This window comes from Paenibacillus sp. FSL R7-0331, from assembly GCF_000758645.1.
GTDB lineage: Bacteria > Bacillota > Bacilli > Paenibacillales > Paenibacillaceae > Paenibacillus_AQ > Paenibacillus_AQ camerounensis.
In genome coordinates, this window is record NZ_CP009284.1 from 2,851,376 (window position 1) to 2,869,706 (window position 18,331).

Below are 18,331 nucleotides of genomic sequence, written 5' to 3' on the forward strand. Positions count from 1 at the left end.
AAAGGCACGTTACGCGCGGCGTGTATTGAAATAAGCAGCTATCCGAAAAATTTTAGGAGGAATACGATGCGTAGAAGGAAATGGGCAGCGCTGTTTTTGACTCTTGCACTTCTGATTACATTATTCCCGGCAGGAAAAGCGGCCAATGCCGCAACCAGCTGGAACCTGGTGTGGAGCGACGAATTCAACGGAACCTCGCTGAATACGGCAGACTGGACTGCGGAGAATGGAACCGGCAGCAGCGGCTGGGGGAATAACGAGCTGCAGTATTATACGAACCGTTCGCAGAACCTGCAGGTAACTGGCGGCAATCTGGTCATAACAGCCCAGAAGGAATCGTATAACGGCAGCAGCTACACTTCGGCCCGGATCAAGACGCAGGGTAAAAAGAGCTTCACCTACGGTAAGATTGAAGCCCGGATGAAGCTGCCTTCGGGTCAGGGCATCTGGCCGGCCTTCTGGATGCTCGGCTCCAATATGGATACCGTCGGCTGGCCGAAAAGCGGCGAGATCGACATTATGGAGCGGGTAAATAATAACGCTTATGTAAACGGCACCGTTCATTGGGATGCCAACGGCCACGCCGAGTACGGCAAGGTATCCGGCAATCTCGATTTCTCGCAGTTTCATGTGTACAGCATCGAGTGGGATGCGAAGTACATCAGATGGTATGTGGACGGCAACCTGTTTAATGAGTTTTATATTGAGAATAACACCGGTAACACAGAAGAATTCCAGAAGCCGTTCTTTCTGCTGCTGAACCTCGCGGTGGGCGGTAACTGGCCGGGCAGCCCGAATACTTCGACTGCCTTCCCGGCGCAGATGCTGGTGGATTATGTGCGGGTCTATCAGGCTGCTTCACCGGCAAGCATTGTCAGCGGTGGTGTATACACCTTTGCCTCCAAGGCAAGCGGTAAAGTAATGGATGTGGTGGATATATCCACGGCAGCCGGCGCCAAAATCCACCAATGGACCAATTACACGGCTGCTAACCAGCAGTTCCGGGTAGATAGCACTGGTGACGGCTACTATAAGCTTACAGCTGTACACAGCGGCAAGGTGCTTGATGTTCCGAATTCCTCCACAGCTACAGGCGTTCAGCTGCAGCAGTGGAACGATAACGGGACGGATGCGCAGAGATGGCGGATTGTTGATGCCGGCGGCGGCTACTACAAGCTGATCTCCAAGGTGAGCGGTCTGGCAGTGGATGTATCCGGCTCCTCAACAGCTGATGGTGCGGCAGTGCAGCAGTGGACTGACAACGGAACCGATGCGCAGAAATGGGCTCTGACCAAGGTGAACTGAGACTCACCGGGGGGGGGAGGCTGGTGATGCATACCGCTAATACTAAATACTAATTCAGCAAAAAAATGCTGCTGTCCGAAAGTTTTCGGGGGACCGAAGCTGCAATAGGCTTGGATACGAAAAAACACACCGGAGGGTGTGTTTTTTGCTGCGGTTATAGTGGTGCTGTGGAATACGAGCTGTTTAGGATACGTATTTCTTGGATACGTGTTGCTTGAAATACGAGCTGCTCAGGATGCGTGCTGCTTGGAATACGAGCTGCTTGGGATACGTGTTGCTTGGTATGAGAGCTGCAGTTTCTGCTGCTACGCGGATGTTTTTGCTTTTTCTTTTCGCGGCCACAGGAAATATGAGCCTGCAATCAGCAGATCGATACCGACAACAATTGTCCATATGCTGAGAACACCCTGCAAGGCTTCGGTGCGGATAGGCTCATCGATCCAGCGGATCAGACCGTAGAGAATGCCGGCTCCCAGCAGAAAGGACAGCAGATGCAATAGCCAGCTCCTGAAATAATGCCGGGCATGGTCCATTCCGCTGCGCTTGAGCGGCGGGGTTCCTTGCTTCGTTACATAATAACGGAAGCGTTCGTCTGCCCAGCGGATCATGCTTTTGCCAAAAACGATGGATACCGAGATGTAAACAGCTGCGATGGCATGGGCGGTAGTAGCGGTGGCACCCCTGGACAGATCAGTCCCTGCAATGACCAGCAGGATAAGGTCCAGCACCGGAGTTAGCGCGAGAAAGAACAGCCCCAGCTTAGGGTGCTTAAATATATAACGTATAGTAAGACCTGCAATAATTACGACCCAGAACAGGATTTCAACAGTGACAATAGCCCAGGCTACAGTGTTCATCATGCACTCCTCATCAGAAAATGTATTAGTTAAGAGGGATTATAGCAGCAGGATTTAAATAATACAAGTGTATTATTTAAATTGCAGCCTAATCCGATGGTATGCTACAATACGGACATGCCAAAAATAGTCGATCACGAAGAACGGAAATCACATATTGCCGAAGCCACCTGGCGCGTCATTCTGAATCAGGGAATGAAAGGGGCTACGGTACGCAAAATAGCCCAGGAGGCCGGAGTGTCACTGGGCGCTTTGCGTCATTATTTTGCAACCCAGCAGGAGCTGCTCGGCTTTGCCATGAAGCTGGTCAGTGATCGGGCTAACGCCAGAATTAAAGACATTGCCGGACTTGGCTTACCGCCGAAGGAGCTGGTAACGAGGGTGCTGATGGAGCTGCTGCCTTTAAATGATAATAATATGGCGGAGATGGAGGTGTGGTTCGCGTTTGTGTTTCACCTTAAGTATGCAGAGGAGGACTACGGCGGTTTAAATGACGGAATTTATCCGGGGATTGTCAATCTGCTGGGCCATTTGGAGGAGAGTGGGCTGCTGCGGGAGGGGCTGGATATGAGCATCGAAGCGGAGCGGCTGTACGCACTGCTTGACGGGGTGGCGATTCATGCGCTGCTTGAACCCCAGCGGCTGGACAGAGAGCGGATCCTTCGCGTGCTGCACAGCCACATGGATTCGATTTGCAGGGAATAGGGGAGTGGAATCAAAGGGAAAAATCCCTTTGATTAGGCTGGAAACGGTCGGGGGAGTGGAATCAAAGGGAAAAATCCCTTTGATCGGGCTGGAAATGGTCGGAGGAGTGGAATCAAAGGGAAAAATCCCTTTGATCGGGCTGGAAATGGTCGGAGGAGTGGAATCAAAGGGAAAAATCCCTTTGGTGGGGCTGGCAACGGTCGCAGGAGGGGAAATTAAAGGGAAAAATCCCTTTGATTAGGCTGGAAACGGTCGGGGGAGTGGAATCAAAGGGAAAAATCCCTTTGATCGGGCTGGAAACGGTCGGAGGAGTGGAATCAAAGGGAAAAATCCCTTTAATCGGGCTGGAAACGGTCGGAAGAGTGGAATCAAAGGGAAAAATCCCTTTGGTGGGGCTGGAAACGGTCGGGCGGAAGGAATCAAAGGGAAAAATCCCTTTGATTAGGCTGGCAACGGTCGGGGGAGTGGAATCAAAGGGAAAAATCCCTTTGGTGGGGCTGGAAACGGTCGGAGGAGTGGAATCAAAGGGAAAAATCCCTTTGGTGGGGCTGGAAACGGTCGGAGGAGTGGAATCAAAGGGAAAAATCCCTTTGGTGGGGCTGGCAACGGTCGCAGGAGGGGAAATCAAAGGGAAAAATCCCTTTGATCGGGCTGGAAACGGTCGGAGGAGTGGAATCAAAGGGAAAAATCCCTTTGATCGGGCCCGAAACAGTCGTACGGAGGTGAATTTACATATTAGTTAGTTAACTAACGCCCGCCCATATAACTACGTACAAATTACACACTTATCTAGCTCCCTGCCTACGCACCCTCCAAGTCTCTCAATATCCCGCTTTTATCCGCACTCCCGACGCTGTCAGCAATATCCAAACCCCAGTATCGTAAAGCATTTGTCCTGGTCGCCGTCAGCCATGGTAATTTCCACCGTATGTTCACCGCTCGTCTCCTGATGGTACACAATGACTGCGTTGCAGTGGGTCCAGTTGTTCACATGGGGATCAGCGGTGAGCACGGGCTTGCCGTCCACACGGACATCAGCGCTGCCGAAGCCGGTGCTGCCGGAATCCTTGTATACCAGGATGAGGCTTCTGCTGGTGAGCGTTAATCTGAAGGGCTCGTCTCCAGCCTCCGCCGGGCGCATCCAGTTATACGGGAACTCGGGCGTCCCGGACGGATTATCGTCCAGCTCCACCATCTGCAGGTCCATATCAGTTCCTGTGAAGCTGCCCGGCTCAATCTGCACATTTCTTAATGAGCTTGAACGGTCCAGCAGCCGGATATTCCTGAAATCATTCCCAATTACCGGAGGCTGATGCAAATCAATATCCTCAGCGTCTGCCTGAGCTGCTGCGGCCTGCTGGAACAGATGAATCAGGCAGTCTGCCATGACCCGGTGTCCATCGTTAGCAGGATGATAGATGTCGTAGAAAAACTGTCTTTTGGAGATCACATTCCCCTCTGCCTTGGTCAGCTTGAATTGTGGGGTCACGGCGTCTTTTACACTAACCATAGGGAGATTATAGCGAATCCCGACAGGGGAGAGCCGCTCCTGAAGATTCCAGTCATTAATGAATACGCTGAACAGCAGTACGACTGCAGGCTGATTGTCAGCGGACAAAATGTTCAGGCACAGGCTCTCATAGCAGTTGCCCTTGGTTTCGTCCCCCTCGTCGTTGACGGCAAACTCCACAATCACAATATCCGGCTTAGCAGCTCCATCCCTGAGCACATCTCTTTCGTAGCGGATAATGCCTAATTCTGACGGCGTACCGCCAACTCCCGCTTTTATAAAATGAACATTCCCGCCTCCGTCCTTACCGAACAGCGCTTTGAAGCCCAGATATGACTGATAGGCATAACATTCCGTATGAATCGGCTTCGCTCCCGCACCCTGGGTGATGGAACCCCCGATATAGGCAATGGTGACGTCTTCACCCCGGGAAGCCTTAGCTATAGCAGCCTTTAGCCGCACATTGTTACCCGGATGGAGCAGGGAATGCGGGATCATCTCATGGTACGGCTCTGAACGGAAGGCAACCGGCGTTTCGGGTGACAGCTCAGGCGCAGCATACCCTTCATTCAGATAAAAAATAATACTCGCCACCGCAAGTCCGCCCGCCTGATCGAACTCAAAGGCAAATTTACCGGGAACATCATCGTCTGCAGACCCGCTTATTTGATCCAGCTGGATGAGCAGCTCCGAGCCGTCTGCCGGACAGGGAAGCCGCAGCGCTGTGCCGGAGGTATATTTGTCCGTTTTCCCCCAGTTTTGCAGCAGAAAAGTAATGTCTCCCTGATTATGCTCCGCTTTTACCGACACTCCGATGCTATGGACTAATGTACGGAAGCCCTCACAAGTCCGCAGCAGCTCCAGTATCTGCATATCCTCAACTCCGCCGATATATCTGGCCTTGTCGATCAGGTAGCTGCCCTCCAGGTAGACCTCCTGTGACGGCTTGCCTGAAGGCCGGGCGGTTGCTTCAATATGGGTTTCGAACAGCACAAAAAATCCGTTTCTGCGCTCAGCAGGATCTTTAGGAGCTCTGGGCCCGCTGCCAGCGGTGCGGCTGTCTGCTGAGCTTAATGGATCTGACATATATCAATCATCCTTATGGCTGAAATTTTGAAGGCGCTTACGAATGATAGTGAACAAAGAAAACGGATGCGCCATACAATGCCTACACTTTAGCAGAAATCCATGCTGTACGAAATGCAGTTCCGTGTGAAAAGTATGCTTTTGCGGAAATTCATATCGGTTTATTACAAGAAGTATCTGGTTTACACATGGATGTTGAAACCGCTTAACTTATATAATGTGCCTGAGCAGCGTAAACAGCCGATACGGAAGGATGGGAACAAATGATACTAGTGGAACAGGAAACGGCAGTAAAGCTCTATCTGGATCCGGCAGCAGCCGATTATGATGGCTTGCGGAGGGTCGCGGATTCTTTTGCCGCAGATATAGAGTTAGTCACCGGCACAAGGCCGGAAATCGTCACTGAACCCGGACAGCTGGGGAGTACCGCTATCGTTATTGGAACTATAGGCAGCAGCGGGCTGATCGATGAATGGGCTGCCGCAGGCAAACTGGATGTGCCGGCTATTAGCGGCAAACGGGAGTGCTACAGCATTCAGCGGATCGGGCATCCCTGTGACGGTGTTGAACAGGCGCTGGTCATTGCGGGCAGCGATAAAAGAGGAACAATCTACGGGGTATACGCGGTATCTGAGCTGATGGGAGTGAGCCCGTGGGTTTATTTTGCCGATGTAATGCCGGAGCGAAGAGCCCTGCTTGATCTGCCGGACCATAAGCTGAATGTTATCTCCAAAGAGCCGTCAGTGAAGTACCGGGGGATTTTTCTGAATGATGACTGGCCTTCACTCGGCTCATGGGTAACCGGAGCATTCGGGGATTTCAACGAAGCATTCTATGAAAAGGTCTTTGAGCTGATTCTCAGGCTGAAGGGGAATTATCTCTGGCCGGCGATGTGGAGCGCAGAGTTCAGTGTTAACGGCAAACGTCATCCGCTTGCCAATGCTGAGCTTGCCAGGGAATACGGGATCATTATAGGCACCTCGCATCACGAGCCCCTGTTCCGAGCGGGAAGTGAATGGCAGAAGGTGTATAAGGATTACGGGACAAGCAATCTGTGGGATTTTGCCCGGAACCGGGAGGCGATCACCGCTTTCTGGGAGGACGGAATTAAGCGTAATAAAGAGTATCCGAACCTGATTACGCTGGGCATGCGCGGAGAAAGTGATTCAGAGCTGGAAGGCAGCGACCACTACAATATTGAACTGCTGAAAGACATCATTCTCACGCAAAAAGAATTGCTTAAGTGTTATGGGCTAGAGCAGGCACCGCAGGTTCTGGCTGTCTACAAAGAGGTGGAGAAGTATTGGTATGGAACGGCTGAAGTGGCGGGACTGAAGGACTGGGAGGTGCTGAATGATGTGACGATTCTGCTGTCAGATGATAACTTCGGCAACCTCCGCAAAATCCCGTCCGGCCTTGAGCAGCAGCGCAGCGCGGGTTGGGGGATGTATTATCATCTGGACTATCACGGCGGCCCGCATTCCTATGAATGGGTCAATACGACGCCGCTGGAGAAGGTCTGGGAGCAGATGAGTATGGCTTATGATTACGGCATCCGGGATGTGTGGATTGTTAATGTCGGAGATTTGAAGCCGATGGAGCTGCCCATCTCTTATTTTCTGGATTTAGCTTATGATTTCGGGGCCTGGGGAACCGGTGCCCCTAACAAAACTGCAGAATACACAGAACAGTGGGTGCGTCAGCAATTCGGCCATGCAGCGGACGAAGCCGCCGTAAGCGGAATTGCCGGTGTGCTGGCGGATTATACGAGAATGAACGGGCGGCGCAAGCCGGAAATTATCAGGCCGGAGACCTTCAGTCCCGTGCATTACAATGAGGCGCAGCAGGTGCTGAAGCAGGCAGGTAAGCTTGTTGAGACCGCTGAGTATTACAGAAGCCGGATTCCGGAACAGCTCCAGGCTGCTTACTTCCAGCTCGTTTATTTTCCGGCTGCTGCTTCGGCCAATGTCCTGCAAATGCAAGTGTATACCAGGCTTAGTAAGCTCTACGCAGAACGCGGCAGCGTCCTTGCAAATACGTATGCTGAGCTTACAGCAGCAGCGATTGAACGGGATAAACAGCTGGAGCAGGCGTACAACAACGATCTTTCCGGCGGGAAATGGCGGGGGATGATGAGCTCGGCACATGTAGGCTATGTGAACTGGGACGCGGCAGGGTGGAGTTATCCGCAGGCGGCTTCCGTTATTCCGGTAAAAGGCCCGCTTATGATCGTCGATGTGCAGGGCACGGAGCAAGGGTATACCTCGGGAACGGCGGCTCTGCCGGCTTTTACAAATCTGCATAAAGAGAGCTATTCCGTTACGGTCAGCAGCGGCGGGGACACGGGCTTTGCCTATGAAGCAGCCGGGAGTGCCGACTGGATCAGACTGGAGCGGAGCGGCGGCTGGACTGACACAGGAGAGAGCATCACAGTATCGGTTGACTGGGAAAAGGTGCAGGGGTCATGCAGCGGTAATATCGTTATCAGCGGAGCTGGCGGAACGGTGACCGTCTGTGCTGAGGTAGACTGGAGCAGCCTGAGTGAGCTGCCGCCAGTGACTTTTATTGAAGCGCATAACGTTGTATCGATAGAGGCTGAGCATACCCTTAACCACTGTGCGGCGGACGGAGTAGAATGGACAACAATCAGCCATTATGGCAGGACTCTATCCTCCGTCAAAATGTACCCGGACACTGTATCCTTCAGTGAACCGGAGCAAGCGCCCTATCTGGAGTACAGGCTGCTGATTAAGCGGGACGGCGAATATAGCCTGACTGCTTATATTGCACCGACAAATCACCTTTCGCCGGTCAGCGGCTTGAAGTATGCAGCAGGCTTTGACGGAGGTGAGCCTATCGTTGCCGACGCTCTGCCTCCCGGCTATGAAGGCGGTAACCATAGTAATGAGCCCTGGTGCCGGGCGGTAATGAATAACATCCATGTTAGCTCTACCAGTCACACCTTAACAAAAGGTGTCCATACGCTGCGGTTCTATGGACTGGATGCCGGGCTGGTGCTGCAGAAGCTGGTGCTGTCCGCCGGGCCGCTGCCGTATTCCTATCTTGGGCCGGAGGAGAGCTATCTCACTTCAGCAGAGCTGACGGAGGATAGCCCTTGATCTGCTTGAACACATTGCTGAAATAGGCGGCATCCCGGTATCCGCAATGGGCGGCGACTTCAGAGACATTGAAGCCGCCGGCCGACAGCAGCATCTCGGCATTGTTGACCCGTACCCTGTTGATGTATTCCTTCAATGCTACCCCTGTGTTCTGCTTGAACAGCTTACCCATGTATTCGGGATTCAGCCCGGCAGGTAGAGCAAGCTCGCCGATCGTAATCTCTTCTGCATAATGATCCATGATATAGGCTGTTGCTTTATGTATTCTCGGATCAACATACGGTGCCTGCTGATGATGGGCAATAATGAGCAGACGGTAGATGATCTGCTGAAAGACGGCTCTGGCCTTCATTCTGTATAGAGGCTGCTTGCTCATCCATATATGCGAGAATTCCCGGATATCATCGAGAATTTCCTTGGTCCGCCAGTTGCGGGTTACCGTCTGAAAGGGAAGCCGTATTTCATTGCCCCCGCCCAGCCAGAAGAAATTAAATGCAAAGGAATGCATCGGCGCATCGCTGAAGGTATGAGCTTCACGGATGCTGCCTGCCGGGGCATACAGCATGTCTCCGGCTTCTACCGTATAGTTCACCCCGTTGATCGAATAGACGGCTCTGCCGCCGACAACAAAGGTTAGATCATGAAAGTCGATGGTGCTCCGGCCGATTCCCCAGCCTTCAAAGCACTTCCGGTCAACAAACAAAAACACATCCGGCACCAGCCGCTCGTATTGATTGATTTCCATGCTTGACTGAGCCTCCTCCGGTTCAATCATAGCTCCTCATGAACCCCGGGACAAGACTTTCCGTACCTTATTGACGCTAAGCATGATTACCGGAAGGACGAAGGCATAGGTGAAATTCCAGTCTACCCAGTAGGCTGGAATTTCTTTTACATAGAAGATAATATTTTTGGCGATCAGCTGGGAGAGCCCGTAGAGCAGAAAGGCAGTAGGAAAGATCAGCGGGCGGTAGCTTTTCAGCTTTAAGAACTGGGCAGTCCCCAGTACAAAGGCATAAAAAAACAGTACGGTTTTAAAATAGGTGCTGATAATCCAGGCTGTAGCCATAAGGGCTTCAATCCGCTGAAGGAAGTTGGCAATGTTGATTTTCCGGGCCAGAAGATAGGCGGCGTAGAAGTCATGCTCGGAGAAATATACACCCAGCACAGTGAGTGAAAGGATCAGGATAATGTTGAGGCCTAATGCTCCAACACAGATGGAGAGGAAGATGTCGCGGTTAATTTTATCCGATTTAGTGACATAAGGGTAGATCATCAAGAATACACACATCTCCCCGAACGGATAAAAGACACCGTACATTACCGAATGAACCATATCGGGAACCGGTGTATTAAACATAGGTAACAGGCGCTCAACACGCACCTGCGGAAGCAGCAGGACAATCAGGCAGATCAGGAAGAAAGCAAACAGCGGGAAAAAAATCTGTGATGCCCTCCCCAGTGTCTCTAATCCCAGCCGCAGGCCGTATACCAGTATAAATATTCCCATAACTCTGATTACTCCGCCGGGAGTCCCCTCATAGATCTGTGTACAGAGGAAATCTTCAATCTCACGGATGTAGGTAGAACCGGCCAGCAGATAAAAAATCAAATAGTAAAGCCCCACGGCTCCGCCAAGCCATTTGCCCAGAATCTGCCGGCTGAGCTCGATAATCGTTTTATTAGGATCAATATTACATAAGGTTACCAACAGAAAAATGGTCCCGATCCCCAGCGGCAGGCTGATCAGTCCGGTAATCCAGGCATCCTGATGGGCAGTAGAAGCCATAACAGCAGGGTAGACCAGCGCCATATCCCCGATATAAGCAAACAGACCGAGTATAACCATCTGTGCTGAGCTAATCCTGTCTTTTTCAAGCATCCTATTGTCTCCCTTGTCTCCGCTGCGATCGGATATTCTTGTATGTATTGGCATAGTATGGCTTGTTTAGCCCATTTTATGTTAGTGCAGGAGATTCTCAGCCAAGGAATAATTATCAAGATCTGAATCAAACTATGGGACAGAAGGGTGGAAAGGGAGGCAGCACGATGGAAAAGAGACACGATGAGGCCCTATCGGGCCGCCTGGAGGACACTCACGAACAGCTCAAGCAACTGCTTGGCTCCAGCACGGATCTGGTAAGTAAAGAGCTTCTGCTTGGAGATAACACGCATATATCCCTATTTTATATAGACGGACTGGTGGATACCGGGCTGCTGCATAATTCAATTCTGTACTCCCTGCAGGGAAGCCGGGTGCCGGATATGCTGGCAGGGCTAAGTCCTGACGCTACTGTCGAGCTGCTGAGACAGCGCATTCTGATGGCAGGCGATCTGACGGTTATTAATAAAACAAGTCAATTTGTCCATGATCTGATGTCCGGCAGCGTCATGCTTGTAGTGGACGGCACTGCAAATGCGCTGAGGATCGGCCTGCCCGGCTGGGAGGACAGGGCGGTAAGTGAGCCGAACTCGCAATCGGTGGTACGCGGTCCGATGGAAGGCTTCACTGAGAACCTGCGGACCAACACGGCACTGCTACGCCGCAAAATCAAGGACAGTCATTTATGGCTGGAAACCATTCAGATTGGCAGGGTAACCCAGACCAGCGTATCACTAATGTACTTAAGCAATATTGCCAATGACGAGCTCGTACAGGAGGTAAAGCGGCGGCTGAACACAATCGACACCGATAGCATACTCGAGAGCGGTTATATTGAGGAGTTCATCCAGGATACCGCTAAGACGCCTTTTCCGACTATATATAACAGTGACCGGCCGGATACCATTGCCGCAGGCATCCTTGAGGGTAAAGTGGCTATTCTAATTGATGGAACACCGTTTGTGCTGCTCGCTCCGACGATATTCGTCGCTTTTTTTCAATCGGCTGAGGACTATTACCAGCGGGCTGATATTTCAACACTGCTGCGGTTTATCCGGTTTCTTGCCTTCTTTCTTACGCTGCTTGCTCCGGCTTTTTACGTGGCGATTACGACCTATCACCAGGAGATGATCCCGACCAACCTGGTCATCAGCCTTGCTGCCCAGCGTGAGACGGTACCGTTTCCCGCTTTTATTGAGGCGCTGGTGATGGAGCTGACTTATGAAATCCTGCGTGAGGCCGGAGTGAGAATCCCCAAGAATATCGGCCAGGCGATCTCAATCGTAGGCACGCTGGTAATCGGCCAGGCGGCGGTTGCTGCAGGCTTCGTCTCTGCTGCAATGGTCATTATCGTATCTATAACTGCCATCTCAAGCTTCGTTATTCCAGAGGCGGGAATGTCCATTGCTGCACGGATCATCCGGTTTGCCCTGATCGGCCTTGCCGGATTTATCGGCTTATACGGAATTCTCTGCGGCGTATTCGTTATTGTGCTGCATTTAGCGAGCCTGCGATCCTTCGGCATTCCCTATATGAGTCCGCTCGGTCCGTACCGGGCAGAGGATATGAAGGATACCATCTTCCGGTTTCCATGGCCTTACCTCAGGACCCGGCCGAAAGAGAATCTTACCAAAAACTTTTACCGCCAAGGGACAGCGCGCCGCAGGGAGAAAAAATGATGATGAGACAACTTCGCAGAGCGCTATGCTCCTTGCTGCCATTAGTGCTGTTGCCCATGCTGCTGAGCGGCTGCTGGGAGAGAAAGGAGCTGAACGAGCTGGCATTTGTTCTTGCTCTGGGAATAGATAAGGCAGAGGAGGGGTTCAAGGTAACCATGCAGGTTGTGATCCCCTCAGCAATAACATCCCAGGGTGGCGGCGGGTTAAGCAGCGGAGTACCCGTGGCTTCCTATACCTTTCCTTCGCCCACCATTTATGAATCGTTACGCCTATTTAATATGACCGTCTCTCGTTCAGCCTATATGGGGCACATCCGGGTACTGGTCCTTGGAGAATCACTTGCCCGCGAAGGGCTTGGCCCGACACTGGATGTGCTGAAGCGCAGCCGTGAGCCGCGGATGGATTTCTATGTCATGGTGGCAAAGGGAGGGACTGCGGAGGAGGCGCTGAATGTGCTGACGGCTCTGGATAAGCTTCCGGCAAATAAACTGTTCAATGCTTTGGATAAGTCCTACAAGGTATCAGCCAGGACAGTCGCAGTTACATTGGACAGATTCATTGAAGATCTGCTCTATGAGGGAAAGAATCCGGTATTGACTGGGGTAGAGGTTAAGGGTAATCCTGAAGCCGGCGGTGAAAAAAGGAATACAGAGCGTACTAATCCAAAGACCAAGCTGCGTTACGAGAGTGTTGCAGTATTCAGAAAGGATAAGATGCTCGGCTGGCTGAGTGGCGATGAGGTAGCCGGTTATAACTATATTACGGATAATGTGAAAAAAAATACAGGTCATGTTGAAGGGGATGATGACGGTTTAATCGTAATTGAAGCGCTAAAGTCCAGAACAAAAAGAAAGGTCAGATTTATTGAAGGAAAACCGCATATCTATCTCGATATTGAAGCCATTTGCAATGTCGAGGAGGTCACGGGTATGAACCGGCTGGATGCGGATCAGGATATTCTTGAACTGGAAAGAAAGGCAGAGGAGCGGATCATTAAAAGGATGGAGGAATCTGTCCAACAAATTAATGACCGCTTTGACGTTGATATTTTCGGATTCGGACAATCCATTTACCAGAAAGACCCCAAAGCCTGGACGAGACTGCTGGAGCAGAGCGGCGGTGATTACCTGAAAACCCTGCCGATCCATTACAAGGCTACAGTTATCATTAACCGGATCGGGGCAATCGATAATTCATTTATAGATCAGATTAAGGAGTGAACAGGATATGCTGCTTGTTCTTTTGTGCCTGGTCATCGCCTCAGCCTGTATTGCCGCCGACCTGCCTTTACTTAAGGGCAAGCGGAAGCGCCGGGACCGGGTTGTTTATATGCTGTTCTGGGCGGCTGGAATCGCTTCGGCTGTATGTGCGCTGCTGCGTGTGAACGTTCCGAGTCCGCTTTTGCTCCTTATCATGATCTATAAGCCGTTTAATACCATCGTAGGGTCATGGTTTCAGTGAACTAGCAGCCGACTGGACCGTATGGTTAAGCAGGGCAGCTGTTCCCGGAGTGGGAGGGCTGCCCTGCTGCTTGTATAATGAACAGGATGTTCTGTACCTTTCAGGCAAAAGGAGCATCAGCAAGCTGAATGCACTGGGTCGGGCAGCTGTCAATAGCGTCCTGAAGCTCTTCTTGCAGCTCTTCGGCGATAGCCGTAATGCCGCGGTTGTTGTCCCCTGCAAAAATAACTGCCGCAATTCCTTCATCATCCAGATCAAAAATATCGGGAGCAGCAGAATTGCAGGCTCCGCAGGCGATGCATTCCTCCTGATTAACGCTGGCAAATGTGAACATTTTCTCAATCCTCCTCGTGACGTACACAAACAAATATTATTTCATGTCTGGTGTCTAGTGGGATATATATGTGTTAAAGCGCTTTATATACCTGTGATTGCAGTGAAGCACTGCTATTTACACAGTTTTTGTGACAGCCCGTTGACGGATGAAATGAAGATGCTATACAGTAGCCTCATTGTAAAATAGTGATAGCTGAGCCCAAACCGGGCGAAACTGGAGTATTGGGACTAAAATCTGCTAAAATAAGATTATCTGCATTTGTGAAGTTGGCATCATACATACCAAAGGAGAAATGAATGTGAATGAGAAGCTGAAGCAGGCCTATGAAAAATTAGGCTTATCTGAAAACGTATCCAGGGAAGAGATTAATAAACGCTTTGACCTGCTGATTAAACGGCGGAAGTCCAAGGCTTCGGAGGAGGAGCGCTCAGCGCCCGAGGAGGATTTTCAGGCATTCAAGTTTATTCTTGATACGCTGGACAAGCAGGAGATCGAGGAAGCGGAGCAGGAGCGTCTGGCTAAGTACGGGAAATTCTCCGGAGCGGCAAGCAAATGGGAACGGTTCTTCCGCCTGTACCGGACGCATGTTATTGTATCGGTCATTGCGGTCATTGTGCTCGCTGTTGCCGGAAATGCTATTTATAACAACTGGCAGCATCGTAAATATCTGGCTTCCCTGCCTCCGCTGGATGCCAAAATTATGTTCCTGGGCAATTTCGGTGTGCAGGACCCGGACGGACAGACAGCCGATTTGGATGCCGCTATTATTGCGCAGTATCCGGAGTGGAAGCGGGTAGAAAGTAACATGATATACCTGCCGAGAACCGGGCAGGGCGGGGATTCCTTCGATATGAACTATATGCAAAAAGCGGTGGTGGAGCTGGCGGCGAACCATCCTGATATTATTATTCTGGATGATGCAACACTGGAATGGATCGGCGGGCAGGACGGCTTTCAGGATCTGAGCGCTATTGTTGCAAGCGGAAGCCTGGATAAGGATGACCCGCGGCTGAAGTGGGGGACTAATCCGCAGAGCGGAAAGGAAGAGCTGTATGGCGTAGATATTACGGATTCAGCCTTTGTTGCCGCATTGCCGGTTAATAAGGCTGAGGACGAGAATATGATTATTGGGGTCCTCGGAGTGGACGAAGTCAAGGACAAGGCTATTTCTTTTATTAAGCATATTGCCGGAGGATCAGCTGCACAGTAAGCAGACGCAGGACATCATAATATTCTGATAAAAACCGTGTGCCCACGAATGGGTACACGGTTTTTTAGCAGAGCAGGAAGCTGTTGTCACAGGCCGGGCTTGTCCTATTTCTCCAGACGGTAGCCGCCGTGGAATACAGGTCCGACATACTGATTAAAGGCATATCCGCTGCGGATTGCGGCAGATACGAAGTCCTTGGCCTTGGCTACAGCTTCGTGGACGCTCAAGCCGTTTGCCAGACCGCCGGTAATAGCTGCAGCAAATGTGCAGCCAGCACCATGGTTGTAAGCCGGCTCAATCTTTGCAGTCTCCAGCACGGTAAAGTCTGTACCGTCAAAGAAGACATCAATCGCCAGATCGCCGCCCAGTGCCTTTCCGCCTTTTACGACAACATTTTTGGTGCCGAGCTTGTGGATCAGGCGTGCTGCTTCTTTCATATCTTCAAGGGTTGTAAGCTTGCCCAGGCCGGACAATACCCCTGCTTCGAACAGGTTAGGCGTAACTACTGTTGCCAGCGGCAGCAGCAGATCGCGGATTGCATTGGCGCTTTCCGGATTGAGGACTTCATCCTCGCCCTTGCAGACCATAACAGGGTCGATAACTACATTGGTCTGAAGGTTGTCTTTAATCGCTTTTTCAGCGACATGGACAATTTCGACACTGCCCAGCATGCCTGTCTTCATGGCATCTACAGGACCGCCGGCAAAGATTGTTTTGAGCTGCTCGGCTACGATAGCAGCATCCACCGGGTAAACGTTATGATGCCATCCGTTATCCGGGTCCATTGTAACAATAGTAGTTAATGCGCTGAAGCCGTAAGTGCCGTATTCCTCAAAGGTTTTGAGGTCAGCCTGGATGCCTGCGCCACCGCTGGAGTCACTACCGGCTATAGTTAGGGTTTTAACGATTTTTGACAAGGCGAACGTCTCCTTCTTGTACATAAAGTTCTTTCTAATTGCACTACGACATTATAACAAAAAACACCGCAACCGTCGCCAAAAAAAGCGCAACACCATTTTTTCAGTGCTGCGCTGCCTGTAGTTCACGGTCTATTCATTACTGCTGAAACCGGCAAGGGCGGTCTTTATTGCCTTGTCATATTTGAAGCCGCCGTCACCGCCGGGGCCCATCCAATACACCACCAGAAAGTTACCTCCCCTGAATACATGGGGATACGTCCGGGCTCCACCGTCATAGGTGGTGCGGTTAATCTCCAGCTTCAGCGCTTCAAGTCCGTCAGCACAGGCCTCCGCACTATCATAAGTATAGATGGATAAGCGGTCTGTGATTGTCAGCGGACCTTCATAGTCGATCAGCAGCTCATCCGGCCACACGCCTGCAAGCTCTTTATTGAACATATGCTCTTCTCCGGCGTTCACTGCAGCCAGTCTGAGACCCTGCTGCTCCAGCGCACCTGTCAGGGCGCTAGCGGGGAACGGGACAGCGTCTGCTGCTGTGGAATCTGCTTCCGGTTCTACGAGCCTGAGCGCCCCTTGATTAGCAGCAAAAAAGCCCATTATGCTCTCCATTGCTTCCTGCCCGGAATTACCGGAGGCATGCTTCAGCTCGAGCCGGCGGATCAGATAACCCCAGCTGCCTTCTTCGTAATAAGCCGCTCCGTCAGCAGCAAGGCTCTCCGTATCCGGTTCGAGTGTATAGCGGAGGGTGCGGGCAGCCGCATCACCGGCACTCCCCAGCTGCCGCTTCGTGAATTCCAGCGGCACATAGACCGGAAAGCCTTGATCCGCTGCCCATTCCTCCTTATCCGGGAAATAGAGCCCAATATCCCCGATGGCACAGCCCTGACAGCTCCAGTTGGTATCGGTGTAGATCAGTGTCTGTGCCGGATCAGCCGGGTTACGGTAAGTCACGCCATAGGACCCGTTTACGCCAATAACGGCAGAGGCTTCCCAGCCGGCTGGAGCGAGCAGCACGTAGCTGTCTTGCGCATCTGTGCGGTAGACCAGTGTAGCCTGCAGCTGATCTGCCACTCTGCCGGTGAGCGGAAAGGTCATCTCCGGCAGGGCGGGAATCGGATTCTTCACCGCCGGGAGCCCGTTCTCTGCGCTGGGGAGGGCAGGGATGGCACGGAGCGGCAGCTGCACCTTCTCCCCCGCGGAGTCTGCTGAAGGAAAGGACAGCATAGCCGGCAGGCTGTCTGCGGCAGCATCGTCCGGAGAATTGCCGGCTCCGTTAACAGGTGTGACTTTATCCGGACCGCCGCCGGGAGCGGCAGCCCCAGTAATCCCGGAACTGCTTGGTGTGCTGCTGAATCCGCCGGCGCTGTAGCCGATCAGCAGCACAAGTACAAGCAGCGGGAGCACCAGCGCAGCATACGTCCGGGCACGGAGCTTCCTGGGAAGCGGACCCGGCAGACGGTCATGAACCTTCTGCTGCAGCTGTTTACTGAAGCGGCTCCCTGCAAAAGGCTTCTCCTGCAGCATCTTCTCCCAGTCCTGCGGTAACTTACTCATTGCGGTCCAGCTCCTTTTCCCAGTATTCGTTAGCTTTCTGCCGTGCCCGGTGCAGCCTTGACTTAGCCGCCGGCAGGCTGATGTTCAGTGTATGTGCGAGCTCCTCCATCGACATATTATAGTGAGCATGCAGCATTAGAATTTCCCGGTACTTGCGGGGAAGGCGCAGGACAAGCTGCCAGATTTCGCTGCTGAGTGATTCATTCATATAGACAGCCTCTGCTGATTGCTCCGTGCGTGTGTTGTCCGGCGCGGCCTGCAAGGTCACCCGTTTCATAAAGCTGCTGCTGCGGTAGGTATACCAGCGGTTGCGGGTAATCCGCAGCAGCCATGTTTTGACCGAGGCCTCTCCCCGGAATGCGTGCATATATTTAAATGCCCGGATGAAGGTCTCCTGGGCAATGTCGTCAGCAGCACTGCTGCTGCTCGACAGAAAGTAGGCGTAATTCCATACATCCTCGCCATAGGTTTCCATCAGTGTTTTTAATGCGCCTGCGCTCATCGTGGCGACTTCATTCCGCTCCATTGACATGCTTTGCCTCCAGTCTCTATAACATTGACCCTTCTGCATCCGGATAAGTTGCTTTTTTTGCGGAAAAACTTTTTTACAGTGTACCTTCGGGAAGGATATTGGCGGAATGAAGCAGCCGCATGGGTAGGAACAGGGTTGCAAATCTGCAGGGCTGCATATCCATATAGAGCACAA

At 51.9% G+C, this 18,331-nt stretch carries 17 protein-coding genes; 9 read left to right on the forward strand and 8 right to left on the reverse strand.

Annotated features, from left to right (window positions below):
* The first annotated feature begins 66 nt into the window (after positions 1-66).
* A complete protein-coding gene (locus R70331_RS11680) occupies positions 67-1,305 on the forward strand; it encodes an RICIN domain-containing protein (RefSeq protein ID WP_042175575.1) in 1,239 nt (412 codons plus the stop codon).
* Positions 1,306-1,610: 305 nt separating this feature from the next.
* Here R70331_RS11680 and R70331_RS11685 read toward each other — a convergent pair whose 3' ends face one another.
* Positions 1,611-2,162: a hypothetical protein gene (locus R70331_RS11685; RefSeq protein WP_042175576.1), complete on the reverse strand. Its 552-nt coding sequence runs from the start codon at positions 2,160-2,162 to the stop codon at positions 1,611-1,613.
* A 117-nt stretch (positions 2,163-2,279) separates the two neighbouring features.
* Here R70331_RS11685 and R70331_RS11690 point away from each other — a divergent pair, with 117 nt between their 5' ends.
* The 3 genes from R70331_RS11690 to R70331_RS11700 are packed head-to-tail and all read left to right on the forward strand — an operon-like array spanning position 2,280 to position 3,610.
* Positions 2,280-2,867, forward strand: coding sequence for a TetR/AcrR family transcriptional regulator (locus R70331_RS11690; RefSeq protein ID WP_042182545.1), 588 nt, complete (start codon positions 2,280-2,282; stop codon positions 2,865-2,867).
* 4 nt (positions 2,868-2,871) lie between these two features.
* Positions 2,872-3,108, forward strand: coding sequence for a hypothetical protein (locus R70331_RS11695; RefSeq protein WP_156131113.1), 237 nt, complete (start codon positions 2,872-2,874; stop codon positions 3,106-3,108).
* On the forward strand, positions 3,101-3,610 hold the full coding sequence (locus tag R70331_RS11700; protein ID WP_042175581.1) for a hypothetical protein: 510 nt from the start codon (positions 3,101-3,103) through the stop codon (positions 3,608-3,610). The genes R70331_RS11695 and R70331_RS11700 overlap by 8 nt, the downstream gene beginning before the upstream one ends.
* Positions 3,611-3,723: 113 nt before the next feature.
* Here R70331_RS11700 and R70331_RS11705 read toward each other — a convergent pair whose 3' ends face one another.
* Positions 3,724-5,463, reverse strand: a complete 1,740-nt coding sequence (locus R70331_RS11705; RefSeq protein WP_042175583.1) for an SGNH/GDSL hydrolase family protein — start codon at positions 5,461-5,463, stop codon at positions 3,724-3,726.
* 263 nt (positions 5,464-5,726) lie between these two features.
* Here R70331_RS11705 and R70331_RS11710 point away from each other — a divergent pair, with 263 nt between their 5' ends.
* The gene (locus tag R70331_RS11710; protein WP_042175584.1) at positions 5,727-8,582 is read left to right on the forward strand and encodes a glycosyl hydrolase 115 family protein; all 2,856 of its coding nucleotides are present in this window, start codon (positions 5,727-5,729) and stop codon (positions 8,580-8,582) included.
* Here the strand turns inward: R70331_RS11710 and R70331_RS11715 are convergent.
* Complete coding sequence (locus tag R70331_RS11715) at positions 8,548-9,327, reverse strand: helix-turn-helix transcriptional regulator (RefSeq protein WP_042175586.1); 780 nt, start codon at positions 9,325-9,327, stop codon at positions 8,548-8,550. The two genes, R70331_RS11710 and R70331_RS11715, sit on opposite strands and share 35 nt — an antisense overlap.
* 36 nt (positions 9,328-9,363) lie before the next feature.
* Entirely contained in the window at positions 9,364-10,464 is a 1,101-nt protein-coding gene (locus R70331_RS11720; RefSeq protein WP_042175588.1) for a GerAB/ArcD/ProY family transporter, read from the reverse strand.
* A 167-nt stretch (positions 10,465-10,631) separates the two neighbouring features.
* Between R70331_RS11720 and R70331_RS11725 the strand changes: the two genes are divergently transcribed.
* Genes R70331_RS11725 through R70331_RS11735 form a run of 3 tightly spaced genes read left to right on the forward strand, consistent with a single transcriptional unit; the run spans position 10,632 to position 13,604 of the window.
* Positions 10,632-12,143, forward strand: a complete 1,512-nt coding sequence (locus tag R70331_RS11725) for a spore germination protein (protein WP_042175590.1) — start codon at positions 10,632-10,634, stop codon at positions 12,141-12,143.
* Positions 12,140-13,363 carry a Ger(x)C family spore germination protein gene (locus tag R70331_RS11730; RefSeq protein WP_231576453.1) on the forward strand — a complete coding sequence of 408 codons (1,224 nt, stop codon included), beginning with the start codon at positions 12,140-12,142 and terminating at the stop codon, positions 13,361-13,363. The genes R70331_RS11725 and R70331_RS11730 overlap by 4 nt, the downstream gene beginning before the upstream one ends.
* A gap of 7 nt (positions 13,364-13,370) precedes the next feature.
* Positions 13,371-13,604, forward strand: a complete 234-nt coding sequence (locus R70331_RS11735) for a hypothetical protein (protein ID WP_231576454.1) — start codon at positions 13,371-13,373, stop codon at positions 13,602-13,604.
* 100 nt (positions 13,605-13,704) lie between these two features.
* On the opposite strand, the gene R70331_RS11740 is transcribed toward R70331_RS11735, so the two are convergent.
* The gene (locus tag R70331_RS11740; RefSeq protein WP_042175594.1) at positions 13,705-13,938 is read right to left on the reverse strand and encodes a ferredoxin; all 234 of its coding nucleotides are present in this window, start codon (positions 13,936-13,938) and stop codon (positions 13,705-13,707) included.
* A 301-nt stretch (positions 13,939-14,239) separates the two neighbouring features.
* Between R70331_RS11740 and R70331_RS11745 the strand changes: the two genes are divergently transcribed.
* Positions 14,240-15,151 carry a hypothetical protein gene (locus R70331_RS11745; RefSeq protein ID WP_042175596.1) on the forward strand — a complete coding sequence of 304 codons (912 nt, stop codon included), beginning with the start codon at positions 14,240-14,242 and terminating at the stop codon, positions 15,149-15,151.
* A gap of 104 nt (positions 15,152-15,255) precedes the next feature.
* Here R70331_RS11745 and thiD read toward each other — a convergent pair whose 3' ends face one another.
* The 3 genes from thiD to R70331_RS11760 all read right to left on the reverse strand — a co-directional run bounded on the left by thiD (position 15,256) and on the right by R70331_RS11760 (position 18,157).
* The gene (thiD, locus tag R70331_RS11750) at positions 15,256-16,092 is read right to left on the reverse strand and encodes a bifunctional hydroxymethylpyrimidine kinase/phosphomethylpyrimidine kinase (protein ID WP_042175598.1); all 837 of its coding nucleotides are present in this window, start codon (positions 16,090-16,092) and stop codon (positions 15,256-15,258) included.
* Between the two features lie 108 nt (positions 16,093-16,200).
* The gene (locus tag R70331_RS11755; RefSeq protein ID WP_042175600.1) at positions 16,201-17,625 is read right to left on the reverse strand and encodes a DUF4850 domain-containing protein; all 1,425 of its coding nucleotides are present in this window, start codon (positions 17,623-17,625) and stop codon (positions 16,201-16,203) included.
* Complete coding sequence (locus R70331_RS11760) at positions 17,618-18,157, reverse strand: RNA polymerase sigma factor (RefSeq protein WP_042175602.1); 540 nt, start codon at positions 18,155-18,157, stop codon at positions 17,618-17,620. The genes R70331_RS11755 and R70331_RS11760 overlap by 8 nt, the downstream gene beginning before the upstream one ends.
* Positions 18,158-18,331: the final 174 nt, after the last annotated feature.